Source organism: Sphingomonas sp. So64.6b (assembly GCF_014171475.1).
Lineage (GTDB): Bacteria > Pseudomonadota > Alphaproteobacteria > Sphingomonadales > Sphingomonadaceae > Sphingomonas > Sphingomonas alpina_A.
On sequence record NZ_CP048817.1, the window covers coordinates 4,458,774 to 4,479,257 of the forward strand.

The following is a 20,484-nucleotide window of genomic DNA, read 5'->3' on the forward strand; positions in this document are numbered from 1 at the left end:
GTCGTCAACGGGGCCGCGGCATTTCCGATGAGCATTTGGCCCGTTCTTCCTCGCGCCGCGCGTTCATGATCGCCAGCCAGCGCGAGCGCAGCGCCGCGGGACGATCGGCATAACGATCATCGAGGAAGCGTGCCGCGCGGATGCGGTCGAGCCGGAACATGCGGAAATCCGTGCGCAACTCGCACCACGCGATGACCACGCGCACCGCGTCGCGATAACCGACCAGGAACGGCCATATTGTACGCTCGCTCGCCCGCCCGCTTTCGTCGGCATAGTCTATCGCCAGCTTGCGACCGCGCTGGCACCACAGACGCAGCTGTCCGACGTCGATCGTCTCGACGGTTTGATGCCAGGCCGGCGGGGTGACCACCACCGGTTCGAGTACGAGCGCGCGCAGGCCTTCGGGCACCGTCGCGGCGAGTTTGGCGATCAGGTCGTCGGCCGCCCGGGACAATGCCGGGTCGCCACGCGACCGCACCCATTGTGCACCGAGCACTGCGGCCTCGACTTCGTCCGATGTCAGCATCAGCGGCGGCATGTCGAACCCGCCTTCCAGCACATAACCGATGCCCGCTTCGCCGCGAATCGGTACGCGTTGCGCCATCAGGGTGGCGATGTCGCGATAGATGGTGCGTTTCGATGTCTCCAGCTCCGCCGCCATCGCCTCCGCGGTCAGCGGGCGGCGATGGCGTCTGAGCACCTGGATGATTTGAAAAAGGCGGTCGGCTCGTCTCATTTTTTCGCTCTATCGCATCGCTGCTGACAGCATGGTGGCAGCAGGGTGGCAGTAGTCAATGATCATCGCCGGCGCTGATGCCGACGGAGGAAAAGGATCACACCATGCTGGCACTTTATCACGCACCCCGCTCGCGTTCGGGCCGCACCGTCTGGCTGCTCGAGGAACTCGGTGCGGCCTATGACATCCGCTTTGTCGATATCGTCTACGGTGACGGCAGCGGCCGGCGCGATCCCGCCAATGTCCATCCCGACGGCAAGGTGCCCGCGCTGGTCGATGGCGACGCGCTGGTCACCGAAAGCCTGGCGGTCGCGCTCTATCTGACCGACCTGTTACCAGAGGCCGGGCTGGGCGTCCTGGTCGGCGATCCTGCACGCGGCACCTATTTGACCTGGCTGGCCTGGTGCGCCGGTGAACTGGAGCCGACGATCTTCGCACAGATGACCGGCGCGGGCGACGACCCGCGCGCAAAGGCAGGCTTCGATGCTGTCGTGGCGCGGATCGATGCGGCGCTGGCTGCGGGTCCGTATCTGATGGGTGATCGCTTTACCGCGGTCGATGTGATGGTCGGGGGCACGCTCGCCTGGGCTCGTTCGGTGATGCCGCCCAGCGCGGCGCTCGATGCGTATCTCGCGCGGTTGAACGAACGCCCGGCGAGTATCGCTGCCTGCGCGAAGGATGCACCGGCAGCGGACCGTCAGGCGGCCTGACTTGCGATACCGGCCGCCGGGTGTTGCCCGGCGGCCGACCGGATTTTTGCCGGCGCGCTCGCGATGATTCTAACCTGTCCGTTTCGAGCTTGTCGAACCGCATGGAGCCGCCACCGAAACACGTCAGACTATGCACCAGGGAAATGGTGCCCGAGGGCGGGTTCGAACCACCGACACCACGATTTTCAATCGTGTGCTCTACCAACTGAGCTACTCGGGCGCTGCCGGATATATCCGACAGGAGGCGGCCTCTTAGTCGTCGTTATCGGCGGTGTCCAGTCCGGTCTGCACCCGAGTCTGGGCGTCATTTTCCGCTTCCGGATCGGCCGGTCCGGCGGGAATGCGATAACCCTCGCCGAGCCATTGCAGCAGGTCGCGGTCGCGGCATCCCTGGCTGCAGAATGGCTTGTGCGTTTCGCTCGGTGGCTTGCCGCAGATCGGGCAGGCGGTTTTCTTGGCCATCTCTATCTCGTCTCGAATATCGGCTCGACGCCGGTACGGCGGGCGAGCTCTTCGCGCCAGTCGCTTCGCATCGCGATCAGATCGGCGACGCGTCGCGATACGATATGGTGTCGCGGGGCCGGCGGGGGAATACGTTCGATCATACGCAGCAAAGCGCGCGCTTCGGCGCCGGCCGGGTCGATGCGTAGCCGCTCGGGCAGTGACGCGCGGTGACGCGGGCGCACGATCTGCAGGAACCCGAAGCCATTCATCGCCGTGCGCTCGAACGGCAAGGGCAGTGCGGCATCGATCGCGGCGGCGACCGCCTGACGCGCTTCCTTGCCCGATAGGGTCGGAAAATCGATGCCGATCGATCCGGTGATGCCGTGGCGGACGATCGCCGAGCCGATCGCGCTCGCCGCAGCGATGGCGAGTGCTTCGAGCGGTCCCGATCCATCGACGTCGAACAACGTCATTGCCGGTGTCGGTGACAGGCGCAGCGCGCCGCCGGCAAAGACGATCTCGCCGCTGGTCGCTTCCTCCAGCACTTCGGACCAGCCCGCCGCTTCGAAATGATCCGCCTCATGCGCGCGGCACTGGCGGATCGGATGGCCGCTCGCGCTGATCCGCGCGAGCAGATCGGGACCGGGTGTCGGCGCCGCATCACTCGGCAAGCAGCGCGCGAGCTTGGTGCGTCCGGGTTCGGGAATCACTTCGCGGAGGATGGCCACGGTCAGTTTCGCGCCTTGCGTGATGGCGGCGGGCAGGGGCGCGCACATCGCTTCCTCGCCGCTGTCGAGCGTCACGCGGCCCTCGCGGCCCTTGACGATGATCTCGGTCAGTCGCGCGCCGGAGACCGTGCCGACCAGCGGGCCGACCCCGTCGGGCTCGATCCGCGCCACGACGATCCGGTCGCGATCGACCAGAATGGCGCGGGATTCACCGATCCCGGCCTCGTAGAGCCACTCAGCCAAGCGGAATGCCGACGGTGGTCAGCAACGCGCGCGTTTCGAACAGGGGCAGGCCGACCACGCCCGAATGGCTGCCGGACAGGAACCGCACCCAGGTCTCGGCGCGACCCTGGATCGCATAGCCGCCCGCCTTGCCCATGCCTTCGCCGCTCGCGACATAGGCATCGATATCGATCGGAGAGAGTGGCTTGAACGCGACGATCGTGTCGGACAGCCGCGAGCGCGCCTTGCCCGTCGCGTCGATCACACACACCGCCGACAGGCAATGATGACGCCGGCCGGACAACAGTCTGAGCATGCGGCGCAGATCGACCTCGTCCTCGGGTTTGCCCAGGATACGCTGGCCGACCGCAATGGTCGTGTCGCCGGCGAGGATCACCTCGCCCGGCGCACGATCGACCGCATGTGCCTTGGCGGCCGCGATGCGCTCGACATAGACACGGGGCTCTTCGCCTTTCAGCGGATCCTCGTCGATGTCGGGCGCGGCGATGCGATGCGGCACGATACCGATCCGGGCAAGCAGTTCCAGCCGTCGCGGACTGGTCGATGCCAGTACGAGGCGGGGCACTATAGCGGGTACAAGTTCGGGCTCTGCGGCCACGCCCTCGACCTCTTTACTTGAAGCGATAGGTGATACGACCCTTGGTCAGATCATAGGGCGTGAGTTCGACGAGCACTTCGTCGCCGACCAGCACGCGGATGCGGTTCTTGCGCATCTTGCCGGCGGTGTGACCAAGAATTTCATGGTCATTCTCAAGCTTCACACGGAACATGGCGTTGGGCAAAAGCTCCACCACCTGTCCGCGCATTTCGAGCAGTTCTTCCTTGGCCAAACAAACCTCTGGTGATTTTGGGGAATTCGTGAACGCGGGCCTTTAACCGAAGACACGCGCGAAGGGAAGCGTGGTGCTGACTTCGTTTGATGTGCAGCCAACCTTAGGACCGCGACGCCGCCCGCGCACGCAGCAGCGAATCCTTGCGGGCGGTGCGTTCGCTCAGCGCCCAGCGCAACGCCATGCCGATGCCCGCAGTGCCGGCGCGGACCAGATGACGATGCGGCCGTGACTGAGTCAGGCCGTGCATCGCGGCGGCCCAGGGCGGCAGCAGGTCGATACCCGCCGCCATGGTCAGCGACTGCATCGGCTTCATCGCCAGCGTGTCGGCCGGCGGATTGAACAGCGCATGGGCGATGGTCCGCGTCCGCTCATCGGCGCGCAGCTGCGGACGCATCGCTTCGAGATAGGCGTCGACCGCCGCCTTTGTCTCGGGAATGCCGGTGGCGCCGAGCCGCCGCGCGACCACCGCCACCTCGGCGAAATAACGGTCCTGCCGCGCCGCCGACATCGTGGGCGCGCGGTAGCGGCGATAGGCGGCAAGGAAACTCGCCGATTCCGCGACATGGACCCAGGTGAGCAGCACCGGGTCAGTCGCCGAATAGGGCGTGCCGTCAGGCAGGGTGCCCGCGACGCGATCATGGATGCGCCGCACCCGGTCGATCATCGCCTCGGCCTGTTCGGTCGAGGCATAGGTCGTGCCGCCGACGAAACGTGCCGTGCGCCGCAGCCGCCCGCGCATGTCGCGGCGAAAATCCGAATGATCCCACACGCCGGCCAGCGCACCGGGATGGAGCATCTGCAGCAACAGTGCGGCGACGCCGCCGACCATCATTGTCGCGAAATCGCCATGCACATCCCAGGCGACCGACCCCGGTCCGAACAACCCGTCGTCCCCGGTCGACAAGTCGAACTGCGCGTCGCTGGCCGAGGGGCCGACAAGACTGTCGATCTGACGTTCGACGATGGCACGGACCGGGTTCATGCGAAGGGATGTGGGGCATCCGGGTTGCCAACTCAATCCTCCCCGGCACGGGGAGGGGGACCAGCGAAGCTGGTGGGCCGGCAGCGTAGCGCTTGGGGAGGTCCCCCTCCACCGCGCGCTGAAGAAGCGCGCGGTCCCCCTCCCCGTACCGGGGAGGGCGCCATCACGCCGGATTATGTTCCTTGAGGAATGCCTCCAGCTCGGTCAGAAACTGGACACGGTCGGCCTGACGCGAGAAATGATGGTCGCCCAGCGGCTGTTCGACATAACGGTAGGGCTTGCCCGCCGCCTTCAGCTTCTCGGCCATTTCGCGCGACTGGCGAACCTGCACGACGCGGTCGAGCTTGCCATGTATGATCAGGATCGGGGTGCTGAACTGTGCGGCGTAGTTGATCGGCGATACGCTTTTCAGGTCAGGCGCGAAGCCCTGGAAATAATCGTTGGTCCGCCCGCCATTCAGGAAACCCCTATCGTAACGCTGCATCGCGGGCATGTCGGAAACGCCGGCGAAAGACACGGCGCAGCGATAAATCCCCGTGTCGCGCTGCGCCGCGCGGAACGCGGCATAGCCGCCATATGACCCGCCGACGATGCACACGCGCTTTGCATCGGCCAGGCCAGTGCTTGCCGCCCATTTGACCGCATCGATCAGATCGTCCTGCATCGCCAGGCCCCATTGGCCCTGGCCCTTTTCGGTAAAGGCGGTGCCGAAGCCGGTCGAGCCGCGATAATTTGGCTGCAATACGGCGTAGCCACGACTGGCAAGGAACTGAGCCTGCCAGTTCCAGCTCTCGTCATCGCGCACGGCCGGGCCGCCATGCGGCATCAGAATCAGTGGCAGATCCTTCGCCGCCTTGCCCTTTGGGACGGTGAGAATCGCGGAAATCTCAAGCCCGTCGCGCGCCTTGTACTTGATCGTGCTGACCGGCGACTGCGCATCGGTTCCCAGCGCTTCGTTGATCTTCGCCAGCACGCGCAGCCGGCCATCGTCCGGGCGATAGACATAATAGGCGCCCGGCCGGTCGGCACCCGCGACCTTGACGATCAGCACGCTGAAATCGCTGCTCCACGAGGTGATCTGCGCGTGGCGCGCGCCGACCGCCTTGTCGATATCGGCCTGGATTCCGGCCAGAACCGGGTCGAACCAGTGGGTGCGCGAGTGTGTGTCGGTATATTGTACGCCGATAATCCGCGTGCCGGTGGCGTCGGGAATGATCCCGCCGATATCATAGCCCGGTTTGCCGAACATCTTCTCGCCGGTCTTCAGCGTGGTGAGATCGAAGGCATAGAGTGCGTTGAAACCGTCACTATCGTCGAATGCGAGCGCCCTGTTCGATCCGGGGCCGGGTTCGGCCAGAAACATCGCCGGTACGCTGCCCAGCGACGCGCCGCGGCCGCGCGCCTTGCTGACGGTGCGGAACGACTTGGTGCGGTCGTCGCGATAGAGCAGCCGATAGGATCGCCTGTCGTCATTATAAGCGACGCCCATGCGCACCGTTCCCGTACCATCGGCGAACCAGCTCGACACCTTGTCGGTCGACGAGACGACACGGGTACTCTTGCCCGTGCTGACGTCGAAATCACGCACCTCGGGCCAGAAACCCTCGTCGTTGGAATAGACCGAGGTCTGCATGGCGAGCAGGATATGGGGCGATCCGTCATGCGCCATCCACAATACGTTGCCGGCATTCTGCGCCGCCATCTTGGCGCCGAGCATGATGACTTTGTTGCCGTCCGCGCTGATCGAGGCGGTACGGGAGAGATACCAATCATCGCCCTGAACCTTCTCCGTCGCGCCGATATTGGCGATCAGCCAGTCGTTGTTGACCCATTCCCAATCGTTAAGGTCATTCTCCCCCATGCCGATCGAGATCATCTTCTTCACGTCGCCAAGCGGGACGATCGCCAGCCGCAATTGTCCGGCGACTGCGATTCGCGCCGCGATCCGGGTACCGTCGGGCGACAGCTCGGGTGCGGTCAGGAACGGCAGGCTAGCGAAATGCTCGATCGGGATCGAGCCGGCCGCAGCACCTTTAGCTGGTCGAGTGGCCGGTTTTTCCTGGGCGGCAACGCCGAGCGGCAGGATCATGCCCGCCAAGAGAGCCGCCGCGACACGCAAGATCATTGAATCCCCCTGATTTCCCCGATCGTCAGGCTAGCCGAGACGACATGACGGGTATAGCAAAAAGCCCGCCGCACCTGAGGTGCGACGGGCTTTTCGGAACCGAAACGGCTGGACTGGCGTCAGCCCACGCCGTGACCCGCGAGCGCCGCGAGCAACAGCAGCGCGACGATGTTGGTGATCTTGATCATCGGATTGACCGCAGGACCTGCCGTGTCCTTGTACGGATCGCCGACGGTATCGCCGGTCACCGCGGCCTTATGGGCCTCGCTGCCCTTGCCGCCATGATTACCGTCCTCGATATATTTCTTGGCATTGTCCCAGGCGCCGCCGCCCGAGGTCATCGAGATCGCGACGAACAGGCCCGACACGATCACGCCCAGCAGCAACGCCCCGAGTGCCGCGAAGCCGCTTGCCTGATCCGATACCGCGGTGATGATGAAGTACACCGCGATCGGCGCAAGCACCGGCAGCAGCGACGGAATGATCATCTCCTTGATCGCCGCCTTGGTGACGAGATCGACGGTCCGGGCATAGTCGGGACGGCTGGTCCCTTCCATGATTCCGGGATTGTCGCGGAACTGCGCGCGAACATCCTCGACCACCGAGCCCGCCGCACGGCCGACCGCGGTCATGCCGAACGCGCCGAAGCTGAACGGCAGCAATGCGCCGAGCAGCAAGCCGACGATCACGTACGGGTTGGAGAGCGAGAAATCGACGTTGAGGTCGGGGAAGTAGATGCCGAGATCGGTGGTGTACGCACCGAACAGCACCAGTGCGGCAAGTGCGGCCGAGCCGATCGCATAGCCCTTGGTCACCGCCTTGGTGGTGTTGCCGACCGCATCGAGCGCGTCGGTGCGCTGACGCACATCGTCGGGCAGGCCGGCCATTTCGGCGATGCCGCCAGCGTTATCGGTGACCGGACCATAAGCGTCGAGCGCCACGACCATCCCGGCCAGCGCCAGCATCGCGGTCGCGCCGAACGCGATGCCGATCACGCCCGCCAGCTGATAGGTCGCGATGACCGCGATCGAGATGACGATCGTCGGCAGCGCCGGGCTTTCGAGGCTGACCGCGAGACCCTGGATGACGTTGGTGCCGTGACCGGTTTCCGATGCCTTGGCGATCGACTTGACCGGGCGATAGTTGGTGCCGGTGTAATATTCGGTGATCCACACCAGCGCACCGGTCAGCGCGAGGCCGATCATCATGCACCAGAACAGGTCCATGCCGGTGAAGCCGGCATTGGCCACGCCGGGTTCGAGGAACGCCGCGCCACCGATCACGGTGTGCATGTCGCCAAGCGTGTATTGCGTGGCGAAATAGATTGCCGGGATCGACAGGATGACCGTGGTCCAGAAGCCCTTGTAGAGCGCGCCCATGATCGAGTTGTTGCTGCCGAGACGGACCATATAGGTGCCGATGATCGAGGTGATGATGCATACGCCGCCGACGATCAGCGGCAGGCCCATCAGCGCGAGAAGCTCGCCGGCCGAAGCCTGGACGAGCAGCGCGATCGACACCATCGTCACGCCGAGCGTCACGACATAGGTTTCGAACAGATCGGCCGCCATACCGGCGCAGTCGCCGACATTGTCGCCGACGTTATCGGCGATGGTCGCTGGGTTGCGGGGGTCGTCCTCGGGGATGCCCGCCTCGACCTTGCCGACCAGGTCGGCGCCGACATCGGCCGCCTTGGTGAAGATGCCACCGCCGAGACGCGCGAAGATCGAGATCAGCGAGGCGCCGAAAGCGAGGGCGACGAGCGAATCGATCACGATGCGCGAGGTCGGCGCATTGCCGGCGGGGCCGGTCAGATACCAGAAGAAGCCGGCGATCGCGAGCAGGCCCAGGCCCGCCACCAGCATGCCGGTGACCGCGCCGGAGCGGAACGCCATGGTCAGGCCGCCCTGCAACGACGTGCGCGCGGCCTCCGCGGTGCGGACGTTCGCCTTGACCGACACGTTCATGCCGATGAAGCCAGTCACGCCCGACAGGATCGCGCCGATCGCGAAGCCGATCGCGGAGACATAGCCCAGAAAATAGGTGACCAGCGCCGCGACGACGATGCCGACAATGGCGATGGTGCGGTACTGACGGCCGAGATAGGCCTTGGCGCCTTCCGCGATCGCGGCGGCGATATCCTGCATCTTTTCGTTGCCCGGGCTCGCGGCGAGCACCTGGCGGCTGGTGATGATGCCGTACACTACGGCAATCAAGCCGCAGATCATGGCGGCATAGACAATCGTCATGCTGATCCTTCCCCTTTATGTCGCTTGGGACGGACGGTCAGGCTGACCGCGTCCCCTACGGTTTGGCGGAGGGTATAAGGCGGGTAACGCGGAGCGCAACCCGGTCAAAGGTCGTGCTGGAATCCGAGTCTGCCCGGAAGCGGCAGGACATCGCCCCCGTCATGGAGGATCAGGCCGGCACCGGGATCGAACCGGCCGATACGCCGCGCGGGCACCGGCGGCGCCTTGTCGGGCGAAGCGGCGAACAGCAATTGATAGTCATCGCCCGCTGTCGCCGCGGCGAGCCGGGCCGTGCGACTGTCCCCGGCAAAGCCAAGATAGGCGGCGGAGAGCGGCACGGCGGCAAGGTCGATCGTCACTGCCAGCCCCGATGCATCGGCCATGCGCCGCGCGTCGATCAGCAGCCCGTCCGACACATCCATCATGGCATGCGCATAACGCCCGAGTAGACGGCCATCGGCGATGCGCGGCTGGGGGCGGCGATAGGCGGCGAGCAGCTCGGCGGGCCCTGGCTTGCCCTGGGCGATGGTAAGGCCGGAACCGGCATCGCCGATTGTGCCGGTGACGTAGAGCGCATCGCCGGCCCTGGCGCCCGAACGCGGCGGCGCGGCGGCATCGGTGCCGATCGCGGTCAGGGTCAGCACGCGCGGCGCGCCTTTGGGGAGCGAAACGGTGTCGCCGCCGAGCAGGGGAGTATCGAAGTTTTCTAGGGCGCGACCCAAGCCGGCGAGGAACGCCCTGTCCCAGGCGGTATCGCTCAGAGGATAGTTGAGCAGCACGCCGACCGGCGTCGCGCCTTTGGCGGCGAGGTCGGACAGGTTGGTCGCGACCAGCTTCCAGGCAATGTCCTGCGGAGGATCGGTGGCGAGGAAATGGATCGTCTCGACGATCGTGTCGGTGGTGAGGATGTAGGGGCCGAGAGTGGCGGTGTCGTCGGTCAGGCCCTGCGCGCCGGGATGGAGTGGAAGCGTGCGGAGGAGTGTGAGGAAGTCGGCTTCGGTCACGCTTCAAATCCTCCCCGGCACGGGGAGGGGGACCAGCGAAGCTGGTGGAGGGGGTGAGCCGGCAACGTGACGCTTGGGGAAATCCCCCTCCACCATTCGCTGAAGAAGCGAACGGTCCCCCTCCCCGTGCCGGGGAGGATTAAGGGCGGACGTCTTTCGCGATCGCATCGAGCAATCCATTCACGAAACCGGCTTCGCGCTTGTCGAAGAATGCGTGCGCCACATCGACATATTCGGTGATCACCGTTGGCGCCGGCACATCGACCCGCGCCATCAATTCATAGGTCCCCGCGCGCAGGATCGCGCGCATCGACTTGTCGAGCCGCGCCATGCTCCAGCCCTTGGCGAGCTTGGCCGCGATCGCCAGGTCGATTTCCTCCAGCCGCGCGTGCGTGCCCTTCACCACATCGTCGAAGAAATCGACATCGGCCTCGGCATATTCCGCGTCCTCGATCGTCGCGCCGAGCCGGTGCTGATGGAATTCATGGAGCAGCTGCGGAATCTTGGTGCCCTCCATCTCATGCTGATAGAGTGCTTGGGCGGCGGCGAGGCGCGCGGCGGAGCGGGCCTTTGAACGGGGGGCGGTTCTCGACATTGACCGCCAGATAGGTAGGTTCACCGCTTATGGCAAAGCGTCAAATCACGATTGCGTCGATCCTGTTGTGGGGGTGCGTCCCAATCGCACCTGCCTTTGGCTGCTCAGTGGTCGTCGATCATGAGCCGACCTGGGCAGAAAATAGTGCTGCGGCGCGCCGGGTGGTGGAGGAGGCTACTGCCATCTTCGATGGAGAAGTCATCGAAGCCGAGGTGGCAGGAGTCAGTCCTGCACGTGTGCGGGCCGTGCGCATGTTCAAAGGAAGTCGGCAAGACGAGTTTCTGATCGAGGCCAACGACAGTTGCGACCTGTTTTTCGATCGAGTCGGCGAACGGTCGCGTTTCATCCTTTTCGGTGGGCCGGAGCGCTTCAGCACATCGATCGATGGGTCGAATGCCCGGGCGATCGACCGCCTGCTCAAATCGGATCGGCGGAAAGACTGGCCCTTCGTTCCAGGGCAGCTACTCGCCACCAGGCCCTAAAGCCGCAGCGCCACCGACTTCGCATGCGCCGGCAGTCCCTCGGCCTCGGCCAGCGCAACCGCCGCCGGACCGATCGCGGCCAATGCCGCTTCATCGCATTGCAGGAAACTGGTGCGCTTCATGAAATCGAGCACCGACAGGCCGCTGGCGAAGCGCGCGCGCCTGCCGGTCGGCAGCACATGGTTCGGCCCCGCGACATAATCGCCGATCGCCTCGGGCGTGTGGCGGCCGAGGAATACCGATCCGGCATGGCGCACCCGGTCGAACAGCGTCTGCGGATCGTCGCACGCCAGTTCAAGATGCTCGGGCGCGAGGCGGTCGACCAGTGGCATTGCCTCGATCAAATCGGCGGTGACGATGATTGCGCCGTTCGCGTCCCAGCTATCGCGCGCGACTCGGGCAGTGGACAACTGGCCGATTTGCAAGTCGACCGCATCGGCGACACGCTCGGCAAAGGCCGCGTCGTCGGTGAACAGGATCGACTGGCTGGTCGGGTCATGCTCGGCCTGGCTGAGCAGGTCGGCGGCGATCCAGTCGGGGTCGTTGCGGCCATCTGCCACGACGACGATCTCCGACGGTCCCGCGACCATGTCGATGCCGACCACGCCATAAAGCTGGCGCTTGGCCTCGGCGACCCAGGCGTTGCCCGGGCCGGTGATCACATCGACCGCGGCGATCCGCCCGGTGCCATAGGCAAGCGCGGCGATCGCCTGCGCCCCGCCGACGCGCCAGATCTCGTCAACCCCGGCGATGTGCGCGGCGGCCAGCACCAGCGGGTTAATCTCGCCGTCCGGGGTCGGCGTGACCATGACCAGCCGTTCGACGCCGGCGACCTTGGCGGGGATCGCGTTCATCAGCACCGACGAGGGATAGGCCGCGCGGCCGCCGGGGATGTAGATGCCGGCATTCTGGATCGCATTCCACCGCGCGCCGAGGCGGACGCCGGCGCTGTCTGTGGTGTCGCTGTCTGCCGGTCTCTGCTTCTCGTGATAGGCCGCGATGCGCGCGGCGGCGAGGTCGAGTGCTTCGCGCAAAGGCGGGTCGAGGCCCTCATAGGCCGCGATCCATTCGGCTTTTTCGATTCGCCAGCCGGTTTCGTTCAGGTCGTGATGATCGAATTTTTTGGTGAAGGCGGCGAGCGCGGCGTCACCCTCGTCGCGGACGCTGGCGACGATCGTGCGCACGTCGCGCGCGACATCGGCGTCGGCCTCGCGGCGCGCGTTGACCAGGGTGGCGAAGTCGCGGTCGAAGCCGGGATCGGAAGTGGAGAGGCGCTGCATTTTAAAGCCCCTCCCTTTCAAGGGAGGGAGTTCGGCGGCCCTTGGCCCTGTCGGGGGGACAGGGCTGCTGCCGAACTGGGTGGGTGCGCGCGTCTGCGCGCCCAAAAGAATCGTCGCGCCCAGCCCGAAGCGCCGCGCAGGGGATCGACCCCTGCGAGCCGCTGACCCACCCCTTGCCCAGTTCGGCGGCTCTTGGCCCTGTCTGGGGGACAGGGCTGCTGCCGAACTCTTGAAAGGGAGGGGTTGGAAGAAGGGCAGGATTACTCATCCCGCCACCGCGCGCCGGAAGGCCTCGACCAGCGGCACGATTTCCGCGCGGGTCTTGAATGCGGCACGGTTGACGATCAGGCGGCTGGTGACCTCGGCGATCACCTCGACCTCGACCAGGCCGTTTTCCTTGAGCGTGCGGCCCGACGACACCAGGTCGACGATCCGCGGGGCCAGGCCGAGTAGCGGCGCCAGTTCCATTGCGCCGTTCAACTTGACGCATTCCGCCTGTACGCCGCGTGCCTCGAAATGCGCGCGCGTCACGTGCGGATATTTGGTCGCGATGCGCACATGGCTCCAGCCGCGTGGATCGTCGCTCGCCGCCAGCGCGGCGGGCTCGGCAACCGACAGGCGGCAATGGCCGATGCCGAGATCGACGGGCGCGTACAGTTCGGAATAGTCGAATTCCGCCAGCACGTCGGATCCGACGATGCCGAGCTGCGCCGCACCATGCGCTACGAAGGTCGCGACATCGAACGCACGGACCCGGATCAGGTCGATGCCGGGATTGCTCGTCGCGAAGCGCAACGCACGGCTGTCCTCGTCGGAAAAGGCCGGCTCGGGTTCGATCCCGGCGTGCCGCAATAACGGTATGGCCTCGGCCAGGATGCGTCCCTTGGGGACGGCGATGATCAAGGGGGGGATGATTGGTGCGGCCATGGTCGAGCGGGGCTTTACTTGGGGTCCTTCGCGGGCGCAACAACGCCGCCAAAATGGAGGCGGGTATGGCGGACGAGCAGAATAATCGCGGCGCATTCGTGATTCAGGAGCATTTCTGCACCGTCATGGGCGCGCCGATCACCGCGCGGATCTGCGCCGCGCTTGCGGAGAGCCTCGACCGGGACACGAAAACCGGCGCGCGAGTGCTCGACTGGCCGGGTGAGCCGACCACCGACGCCTTGCCGCTGAGGCTGGTCGGCGGCCTGCATTCGCTTGACCTGGCTGGTGTCGCACCGGCGCTTTCGCGCGTGTTCGCAGGAGAGATCGTCGATCCCGACACCGTGCAGCGCATCTTGCGCGAGAGCTTCGCCACGCATGACGCGGTGGTTTATCCGTGGCTCGATGGCCCGCCACAGACCAACGAAGCGGGCCGATCGGCCGCCTTGATGACGGGCCTGATCGAAGTGGCGCGGCGCCATGGAGCAAAGCTCGATCTGCTCGAGATCGGGTCGAGCGCAGGTCTCAACCTGCTGATCGACCGCTTTCGCTTCGATCTTGGCGGGACGATGATCGGGCCGGCCGATTCGTCGGTGACGATCCGTCCAGAATGGCGCGGCGCCCCGCCGTCGCTGGTGCCGGTCGAGATCGTGTCGGTGCGCGGCGTCGAGATCCAGCCGGTCGATGTGACCGACCCGAAAGCGGCGGACCGGCTGCGCGCCTATATCTGGGCCGACAATCCCGAGCGCACCGAGCGCCTGTCGCGCGCGATCGCGATGATCGCGAAGCGGCCGGTCGACATGGTGCAGGGCGATGCTGCCGACTGGGTCGAGGCCCGGCTGGCCGAGCCGCAGACAGTAGGTGTCACGCGCGTGCTGATGCATTCGGTGGTGTGGCAATATCTCGGTGCCGAGCGCCAGGCGCGGATCGAGGCAGCGATGCAGGCGGCGGGTGCCGCCGCGACGGCGGAACGGCCGCTCGCGTGGGTGCGAATGGAGCCCAACCGCAATACCGCGCAGCAACAGGTCTGGGTACAGAGTTGGCCGGGCTTTGCGAAAGGCGTGCTGCTGGCCAATGTGCAAGCGCATGGGGCCTGGGTGGAGCCTTTCTCAAATCCTCCCCGGAGGGGAGGGGACCGCGAGCCGAAGGCGAGGGGTGGAGGGGATCGCGGTGAAGCTCACCGGCCCGACGGAATCGATCAAGCGTGCGAAGAAACTACGCCGCGAGATGAGCTTGCCGGAGGTGTTGCTATGGCAGGTGCTGCGCAAACAGCCGGACGGTGCGAAGTTCCGGCGGCAACATCCGGCGGGGCCATATTCGCTGGATTTCTATTGCGACGCGGCGAAGCTGGCGATCGAAGTTGATGGTGAGACGCATAATCGCGGCGATCGGCCCGAGCGGGATGAAGTGCGCGACGCCTGGCTGACGATGCGCGGCGTCCGAACGCTGCGGATCAATGCTGTGGATATACTCCGTGATCTTGATGCTGTCGTTCGGTACATCATCGCTACCGTCAACGCGCGCGGCGGCCCCCTCCACCATCCTTCGGATGGTCCCCCTCCCCCTGCGGGGGAGGAATTTTAGCTTAGCCAGCCGAGGATCGCGCGGGTCACTGCCTCGGGCGCTTCCCACGGCACGAAATGCCCCGCATCGACCTTCACCAGCGTCATGTCGGGCACCAGTGTGTCGAGTCCCTCAAGCTGGCTCGGCAGCAATGCCGCGTCCTTCAGGCCCCAGATCACCAATGTGGGCTGCTTTACCGGCGGGAAGGGCGCGTCGAGGAATGCCGGACGTTCGGGCGTTTCGTGCATTTCGGGCACGACGATCGCGCTGGCGCGGTACCAGTTGAGCATCGCGGTCATCGCGCCGGGCTGATCCCATTGGTCGAGATAGATCGGCTTTTCGTCGGCGACATTGGCGAAGTCGGTGTGGCGCAGGAAACTACCGTCGAAAAAGGCGCTGAGCCCGATGCCGTCGATATATTTCTCGAACTCGGGATTGCGGAAGGCGCGGATATACTGGCTCGCCTCGCGCTGGCCGAGATCGTCGAACATCGTCTTCTGGAAGACGAACGGGTGCGGCGCGTTGATGATGATCAGCCGCTCGACCCGGTCGGGCCGGGTTAGCGCCGCCATCCACGCGATCGCGCCGCCCCAGTCATGACCGACCAAAGTGAATGTCCCGATCGCGAAATGATCGGCCAGCGCGACCAGGTCGCCGACCATCTTGTCCGGGGTATAATCGCTCACCTCGGCCGGCTTGGACGAGCGGGCGAAACCGCGCTGATCGGGCGCGAGCACGAAATGCGTTTTCGCCAGTTCGGGAATCTGGTGGCGCCAGGTGCGGTGCGATTCGGGGAAACCGTGAAGCAGGATGATCGCCGGATTGGCGGGATCGCCGGCGACCGCGACGTCGAGCGTGACGCCGGTGGGGAGGTTTATTTGTTGCAGGTCGAAGGCATTCATCACTCTTTCCCCTCCCGCTGGCGGGAGGGGTAGGGGTGGGCCCACCTCTCCTCAAGCGGTATCGTTAGTCGTTAGCGCGAGCTCACCCCCAACCCCTCCCGCAAGCGGGAGGGGAGAAGTCTACGGATAACTCACCGTCAGCGGAATCTCCGGAATCGGGATCCATTCCTTGTCGTCGCCGGGCACTTTGGGGAATTCGCCGGCCTTCCAGGCGCGCTTGGCCTCGTTGATCCGCTCGCGGTCCGAGGAGACGAAGTTCCACCAGATATGGCGCGGCGTCGCAAAGGCCTCGCCGCCGCACAGCATGACGCGGCCGCCGCTGGCCGAACGCAAGGTCGCGGCAATGCCGGGTTTGAGCACGTAAAGCGTCATCGGCTCGAGTGTCATGCCGTCGAGGCTCGCCTCGCCGAGTGCGACATAAAGGGCGCGTTCATCGGCCCCCGCGTCGATCGGCACGCTGCCCCCGGCGTCGAGCACGATGTCGGCGTAGATCGTCTCGGCATAAGTGGTGGTCGGTGCCGATGCGCCCCACAGGCTGCCCATCACGACCCGCGCCCGGGCATTTTTGGTTTCGACCACCGGCAAAGCGGCTTTTTCGACATGTTCGAACGCCGGGTCCATCTCCTCATTTTTTTCGGGGAGAGCGATCCAGGTCTGGATGCCCGACAATTCCGGGCCGATCGCACGTTTCGCGCTGGGCGAGCGTTCGGAATGGACGATGCCATGCCCGGCGGTCATCAGATTGACCGCGCCCGGTTCGATCGTCGCGAAGGTGCCGATCGAATCGCGATGGTCGATGCTGCCGCCGAACAGATAGGTCACCGTGGCGAGGTTGATATGCGGGTGCGGCCGCACATCGATGCCCTCTCCGACACTCAGATGCGCCGGGCCCATCTGATCGAAGAACAGGAATGGGCCGACCATCGTGCGTGGTTTGGAGGGAAGGGTGCGATGGACCTTGAACCCGCCAAGGTCGTGCGTGACCGGGGTGATGGTCTGCAGGATCAGATCGTCATTGGTCATCGCTTTGCTCCAGGATTGTGGTCAGATCTTCGGGGAAGATCGTCTCGGGCCAGGTCGCCAGTTCGCCGCGCGCGAACCAGCGATGCTGCTGCATCACACGGCGTTCGAGTTCGGTATGGCCGCCGGTGTCGATCGTACAGGCGCCGGCATGCACGCGAAAATAGCGTTCCTCCGCGATCACCGGCACATCCTCCAGCGTCGTGAAGGTAACCGTGCGGCGATGCACTTCTTCGCCACAGTCGAGATCGAGCCCGGTTTCCTCGCGTAACTCGCGACGCGCGGCACCGGCGAAGCTTTCGCCCGGATCGATCGCGCCGCCCGGTGTCGCCCAGAAAGGCGGCCGGTCGCCCGCGTCGAAGCGGAACAGGAGCACGCGGTTCTGGTCGTCGGTCAACAGGATACGCGCGGCGGGCCGTTCGGCGAGTGCGCTCATTCGTCGTCGAGCTCCGGATAATGGCGGAAAATGCCTTCCTCGCTGAACGGCAGCCGGCGGTCGCTCTTCAGATAGGCCTTGATCCCGGGCAAGTCGGCGACCTGATCGTGAATGCGGATGACGCCGGGATAATCCCGTTCAATTGCCGCCATGCGCCGCGGGAACATGTAGCGCAGCCCCGCGACCATTTGGAACAGTGACGTGTCGGCATAGGTCCAGCGATGATCGATCAGCCATTCGCCCGGGGCCGAATCGATCGCGAGTTCGAAATAACGCAGGAATTTCGGCATCCGCGCGTTACGGAACGCGGTCGCCGCGGTCAGTGCCGCGTCTTTCTGATCTTCGTAATAGGCCGCCATATCGACCGGGTGATGGACATTATGTGCTTCGGCGACGAGGTCCGCGATGGTCAGCTGCAGCTCATTGAGCCACAGTCGCTCGGCCATGTTCGACGGTGCGAGCTGGTGCCGCTCGCCGAGAAACATCAGGATGTTGGCGACCTGCGCAATCAGCATGCCGTCGAGTTCGAGATAGGGTGGTGCGAACGGGCCGCGCGCCTCGGCATTGGCCTTCATGTTCGCGACCAGTGCGTCCGCGCCGTTGACCCGCGCGCAATCGACATAGTCGATCCCCGCGGCCTCGAGCGGCAAGCGGATGAATTCGCCGCGCCCCTGAATAGATGGCCAATACCAGAGTCCGTATTGCACGGTCATTCTCCCGGCGCCCTTGCGCGGATCGCAAGGGCGTGGATTCGGTCCCTCAGCAAATCCGCCAATGCCTGGTTGACCAGGCGTTGTCGCTGAACCCGGGACAGGCCGATGAACGCGCGGCTTTCGACGGTGACGGAGAAATGGGACTCGCCGGTACCGTCATCGCCCATATGACCGGCATGCTGCGCGCTGTCGTTGCTCACGTCGAGATGCGACGGCGCGAGTGCATCGGTCAGGCGGGCGGTGATTTCCGCGGCGACCGAGGGGGTGGCGGATTGGGTGGCGGGGCCGGTGGCGAGATTGGTCATCGATCCTATATAGGCGGTTTTTGGACGTTCGGGGAGCCGCGTGGCGCTGTGAGTGAGAAGAAGGCGGACGAAAGTGAAAAGAGGGACCGGCCGGGCATACGCTTTCACGGCCGGGTCGAAGGGACGGGCAGGGAATGCGCCGAGCCGGGCTGCCACGAGCCGGGCGAATTCCGCGCACCCGCGCTCGACGGTCCCAACGGCAGCGACGGCCCGCGGCCGTATCGCTGGTTTTGCCTCGACCATGTCCGGGCGTTCAATGCGCGCTACAATTTCTTCAACGGGATGAGCGCCGACGAAATTCATGATGCCCAGCGTCCGTTCGCGGGATGGGAGCGCGAGACGCGCGCCTTTGCGCATTCCGGTGCCGACCGCCCGCCGACCTGGGCCGATTTCCGCGACCCGCTCGACGCGATCGGCGCGAGGTTCAAGCGCGCGGCCGAAGCGCCCCGCGCCGATGGGCGGACTCTGTCGGAGAGCGACCGGCGCGCGCTGAAAGTGCTCGGGCTGGGGACCGATGTCGATCGCCGCGGTCTCAGGACGCGCTATGCCGAGCTGGTGCGGAAATATCATCCCGACCGTAACGGTGGGGATCGCAGCTACGAAAAGGCACTGCAGGACGTGATCGCGGCCTATACCCAGCTGAAGAGCGCAGCCGCGTTCGCTTGATCCCGTTATCGCGGCCAGTGATACTCAATAAGCGAGCTTGGGTTCGAAATCGCCGCGCCCTTCCGGCGTGGTGTCGAACAGGGCCCAGAGCGGGTCGAGCAGGTCGTTGTGCCGATATTCCTGGCCGGGCTCGGGCGGCACGTAAAGCAATTCGCTGCCCCAGAAATGGCGGACCTTGTCGCCATCTTTCCGGAAGACATTGAGTATCGGCATGTCCCATTCCACACCGGGTTTGAAATCCTGCTGCACGCGCATCGCCGGCGTCAGGGCGAGCGAATCGCCGAAATAGTCGCGATCATAATCATTACCGGCGGTGGAGAGGAATTGGAGGTGATTCCAGCCGCGCTCGCGGGCCAGGGCCAGCAGCCGGGCAAGAGGCGATTTCGCGACGATATAGAAGGGCAGGCGTTGCCGGGCGTGGCGCGCGACCCCATCCCAGCTGTCGAGTGTATGGGTGCAGCCGGTGCAGGGTGCGTCACGGTCCGGGCCGTACATGAAGCTGTAGAGCGCAAGGCTATCGTGATCGCCGAACAGATCCGCGAGTGCGACTTTCTCCGGCATGCCGTTGGTGTCGAGGCGCTCGAACACATAATTCTCGCGGACTTCCCCACCAGGCGGGAGGGCACGGCGCTTCGCCGCGACCGCCTCGATCTGGCGGCGGAGCGCGCGTTCGTCTTCGAGCAAGGCATTGCGTGCAATGCGGTAGTTTTCGGTCTCGTTCGGGAAGGTGAGGTGTTCGATCGGCATCATATCTCTCCTGTGATGCAGCGTGCGGTGCATCACCGCGTGATCCCCCTTTTCGATTATCCCTCCCGCTTCATCCGTTCCTGGCGCGCACGCTCTAGCTCGTTGGGCTCGGGCATCGCAAAGGAACCGGTCGGCACCGGGCCGGCGGGTTCATAAGTCGCGATGATCACCCCGGTGGTCGATACGCGGTGATCGACCAGCTTGAGTGCGCCCGCTTTCACGCCGTTCTCGAACACGCGCTTGCCGCCGCCGAGCACGACCGGGAAGGTCATCAGGAACAGCTGGTCGATCAGCCCCGCCTCGATCAGGGCGGGGTAGAGTTTCGAACTGCCCTGGATCAGCAGGTCGGGCCCATCGCTTGCCTTGAGCCTGGCGATACCGGCGGCGGCGTCGCCGTTGATCGCATGCGAATTGTTCCAGGTCAGTGGTTCGGTCGAGGAGGTGACGACATATTTGGCGATCTTGTCGAATTTCTCGCCGATCGGGTCGTCGGTCATGAACGGCCAGTGCGCGGCGAAGATCTCATAGGTCTTGCGGCCGAGCAGCAGATCGAAGTCGCCGCCGATCACGCCGTCCATATAGTCGCCCATCACCTCGTCCCAGAAGGTGAACGACCAGCCGCCCAGCGTGAAGGCGCCGGTCGGATCCTCGCTCGGCCCCCCGGGCGCCTGCTTGACGCCGTCGAGCGACTGGAAGACGCCTGCGATGATCTTGCGCATGATGATCTCTTTCGAAAAGGATGCCCGGGGAGCTTCCCTCCCCCGCGTGGCGGGGGAGGGACGTTGCGGCGTAAAGCG

Annotated in this window: 24 protein-coding genes and 1 tRNA gene; 5 read left to right on the top strand and 20 right to left on the bottom strand. The window is 65.2% G+C overall.

Features of this window, described 5'->3' with window-relative positions; all coding sequences use genetic code 11:
* Positions 1-4: 4 nt before the first annotated feature.
* The gene (locus G4G27_RS21415) at positions 5-736 is read right to left on the bottom strand and encodes a YafY family protein (protein WP_183110505.1); all 732 of its coding nucleotides are present in this window, start codon (positions 734-736) and stop codon (positions 5-7) included.
* 104 nt (positions 737-840) lie between these two features.
* On the opposite strand from G4G27_RS21415, the gene G4G27_RS21420 reads away from it, so the two are divergent.
* Positions 841-1,446, top strand: coding sequence for a glutathione S-transferase family protein (locus G4G27_RS21420; protein ID WP_183110506.1), 606 nt, complete (start codon positions 841-843; stop codon positions 1,444-1,446).
* Between the two features lie 144 nt (positions 1,447-1,590).
* Here G4G27_RS21420 and G4G27_RS21425 read toward each other — a convergent pair.
* From G4G27_RS21425 to nusB, 10 genes are all read right to left on the bottom strand, one after another.
* Positions 1,591-1,666: transfer RNA gene (locus G4G27_RS21425), tRNA-Phe, on the bottom strand.
* Positions 1,667-1,698: 32 nt separating this feature from the next.
* The gene (yacG, locus tag G4G27_RS21430) at positions 1,699-1,908 is read right to left on the bottom strand and encodes a DNA gyrase inhibitor YacG (protein ID WP_183110507.1); all 210 of its coding nucleotides are present in this window, start codon (positions 1,906-1,908) and stop codon (positions 1,699-1,701) included.
* A gap of 2 nt (positions 1,909-1,910) precedes the next feature.
* Positions 1,911-2,861: a ribonuclease gene (locus G4G27_RS21435; protein ID WP_183110508.1), complete on the bottom strand. Its 951-nt coding sequence runs from the start codon at positions 2,859-2,861 to the stop codon at positions 1,911-1,913.
* Complete coding sequence (locus G4G27_RS21440; RefSeq protein ID WP_183113950.1) at positions 2,854-3,426, bottom strand: Maf family protein; 573 nt, start codon at positions 3,424-3,426, stop codon at positions 2,854-2,856. The genes G4G27_RS21435 and G4G27_RS21440 overlap by 8 nt, the downstream gene beginning before the upstream one ends.
* Positions 3,427-3,472: 46 nt before the next feature.
* Positions 3,473-3,691 (bottom strand): translation initiation factor IF-1, encoded by a 219-nt coding sequence (infA, locus tag G4G27_RS21445; protein WP_010162480.1) that lies wholly within the window; start codon positions 3,689-3,691, stop codon positions 3,473-3,475.
* 103 nt (positions 3,692-3,794) lie between these two features.
* Positions 3,795-4,676, bottom strand: coding sequence for an oxygenase MpaB family protein (locus G4G27_RS21450; protein ID WP_183110509.1), 882 nt, complete (start codon positions 4,674-4,676; stop codon positions 3,795-3,797).
* 163 nt (positions 4,677-4,839) lie between these two features.
* Positions 4,840-6,801, bottom strand: coding sequence for a S9 family peptidase (locus tag G4G27_RS21455; RefSeq protein ID WP_183110510.1), 1,962 nt, complete (start codon positions 6,799-6,801; stop codon positions 4,840-4,842).
* A gap of 119 nt (positions 6,802-6,920) precedes the next feature.
* The gene (locus G4G27_RS21460) at positions 6,921-9,050 is read right to left on the bottom strand and encodes a sodium-translocating pyrophosphatase (RefSeq protein WP_183110511.1); all 2,130 of its coding nucleotides are present in this window, start codon (positions 9,048-9,050) and stop codon (positions 6,921-6,923) included.
* 104 nt (positions 9,051-9,154) lie between these two features.
* A complete protein-coding gene (gene thiL, locus G4G27_RS21465; protein ID WP_183110512.1) occupies positions 9,155-10,054 on the bottom strand; it encodes a thiamine-phosphate kinase in 900 nt (299 codons plus the stop codon).
* 139 nt (positions 10,055-10,193) lie between these two features.
* Complete coding sequence (nusB, locus tag G4G27_RS21470) at positions 10,194-10,649, bottom strand: transcription antitermination factor NusB (RefSeq protein WP_183110513.1); 456 nt, start codon at positions 10,647-10,649, stop codon at positions 10,194-10,196.
* Between the two features lie 107 nt (positions 10,650-10,756).
* Between nusB and G4G27_RS21475 the strand changes: the two genes are divergently transcribed.
* Complete coding sequence (locus G4G27_RS21475; RefSeq protein WP_183110514.1) at positions 10,757-11,131, top strand: hypothetical protein; 375 nt, start codon at positions 10,757-10,759, stop codon at positions 11,129-11,131.
* Here G4G27_RS21475 and hisD read toward each other — a convergent pair.
* Positions 11,128-12,411, bottom strand: coding sequence for a histidinol dehydrogenase (gene hisD / locus G4G27_RS21480; RefSeq protein WP_183110515.1), 1,284 nt, complete (start codon positions 12,409-12,411; stop codon positions 11,128-11,130). The genes G4G27_RS21475 and hisD overlap by 4 nt on opposite strands.
* 264 nt (positions 12,412-12,675) lie before the next feature.
* Positions 12,676-13,326 carry an ATP phosphoribosyltransferase gene (gene hisG / locus G4G27_RS21485; protein ID WP_183113951.1) on the bottom strand — a complete coding sequence of 217 codons (651 nt, stop codon included), beginning with the start codon at positions 13,324-13,326 and terminating at the stop codon, positions 12,676-12,678.
* 77 nt (positions 13,327-13,403) lie between these two features.
* On the opposite strand from hisG, the gene G4G27_RS21490 reads away from it, so the two are divergent.
* Both G4G27_RS21490 and G4G27_RS21495 read left to right on the top strand, forming a co-directional pair.
* The gene (locus G4G27_RS21490; protein WP_244624450.1) at positions 13,404-14,699 is read left to right on the top strand and encodes a DUF2332 domain-containing protein; all 1,296 of its coding nucleotides are present in this window, start codon (positions 13,404-13,406) and stop codon (positions 14,697-14,699) included.
* Positions 14,593-14,919 carry an endonuclease domain-containing protein gene (locus G4G27_RS21495; RefSeq protein ID WP_244624451.1) on the top strand — a complete coding sequence of 109 codons (327 nt, stop codon included), beginning with the start codon at positions 14,593-14,595 and terminating at the stop codon, positions 14,917-14,919. Before G4G27_RS21490 ends, G4G27_RS21495 begins: the two co-directional genes overlap by 107 nt.
* Here the strand turns inward: G4G27_RS21495 and G4G27_RS21500 are convergent.
* The 5 genes from G4G27_RS21500 to G4G27_RS21520 all read right to left on the bottom strand — a co-directional run bounded on the left by G4G27_RS21500 (position 14,916) and on the right by G4G27_RS21520 (position 18,274).
* Positions 14,916-15,800, bottom strand: coding sequence for an alpha/beta hydrolase (locus tag G4G27_RS21500; RefSeq protein ID WP_183110517.1), 885 nt, complete (start codon positions 15,798-15,800; stop codon positions 14,916-14,918). The two genes, G4G27_RS21495 and G4G27_RS21500, sit on opposite strands and share 4 nt — an antisense overlap.
* A gap of 120 nt (positions 15,801-15,920) precedes the next feature.
* Positions 15,921-16,823, bottom strand: coding sequence for a pirin family protein (locus tag G4G27_RS21505; protein ID WP_183110518.1), 903 nt, complete (start codon positions 16,821-16,823; stop codon positions 15,921-15,923).
* Positions 16,813-17,256, bottom strand: coding sequence for an NUDIX domain-containing protein (locus G4G27_RS21510; RefSeq protein ID WP_183110519.1), 444 nt, complete (start codon positions 17,254-17,256; stop codon positions 16,813-16,815). Before G4G27_RS21510 ends, G4G27_RS21505 begins: the two co-directional genes overlap by 11 nt.
* Positions 17,253-17,963 (bottom strand): glutathione S-transferase, encoded by a 711-nt coding sequence (locus G4G27_RS21515; RefSeq protein ID WP_244624452.1) that lies wholly within the window; start codon positions 17,961-17,963, stop codon positions 17,253-17,255. The genes G4G27_RS21510 and G4G27_RS21515 overlap by 4 nt, the downstream gene beginning before the upstream one ends.
* Before the next feature lie 2 nt (positions 17,964-17,965).
* Positions 17,966-18,274 carry a BolA family protein gene (locus tag G4G27_RS21520; protein ID WP_183110521.1) on the bottom strand — a complete coding sequence of 103 codons (309 nt, stop codon included), beginning with the start codon at positions 18,272-18,274 and terminating at the stop codon, positions 17,966-17,968.
* A 48-nt stretch (positions 18,275-18,322) separates the two neighbouring features.
* Here G4G27_RS21520 and G4G27_RS21525 point away from each other — a divergent pair, with 48 nt between their 5' ends.
* A complete protein-coding gene (locus tag G4G27_RS21525) occupies positions 18,323-18,940 on the top strand; it encodes a J domain-containing protein (protein WP_244624453.1) in 618 nt (205 codons plus the stop codon).
* A 24-nt stretch (positions 18,941-18,964) separates the two neighbouring features.
* Here the strand turns inward: G4G27_RS21525 and G4G27_RS21530 are convergent, their stop codons facing one another.
* Complete coding sequence (locus G4G27_RS21530; RefSeq protein WP_202049613.1) at positions 18,965-19,687, bottom strand: DUF899 family protein; 723 nt, start codon at positions 19,685-19,687, stop codon at positions 18,965-18,967.
* A gap of 56 nt (positions 19,688-19,743) precedes the next feature.
* Positions 19,744-20,406 carry a dihydrofolate reductase family protein gene (locus G4G27_RS21535; RefSeq protein ID WP_183110523.1) on the bottom strand — a complete coding sequence of 221 codons (663 nt, stop codon included), beginning with the start codon at positions 20,404-20,406 and terminating at the stop codon, positions 19,744-19,746.
* Between the last annotated feature and the right edge of the window lie 78 nt (positions 20,407-20,484).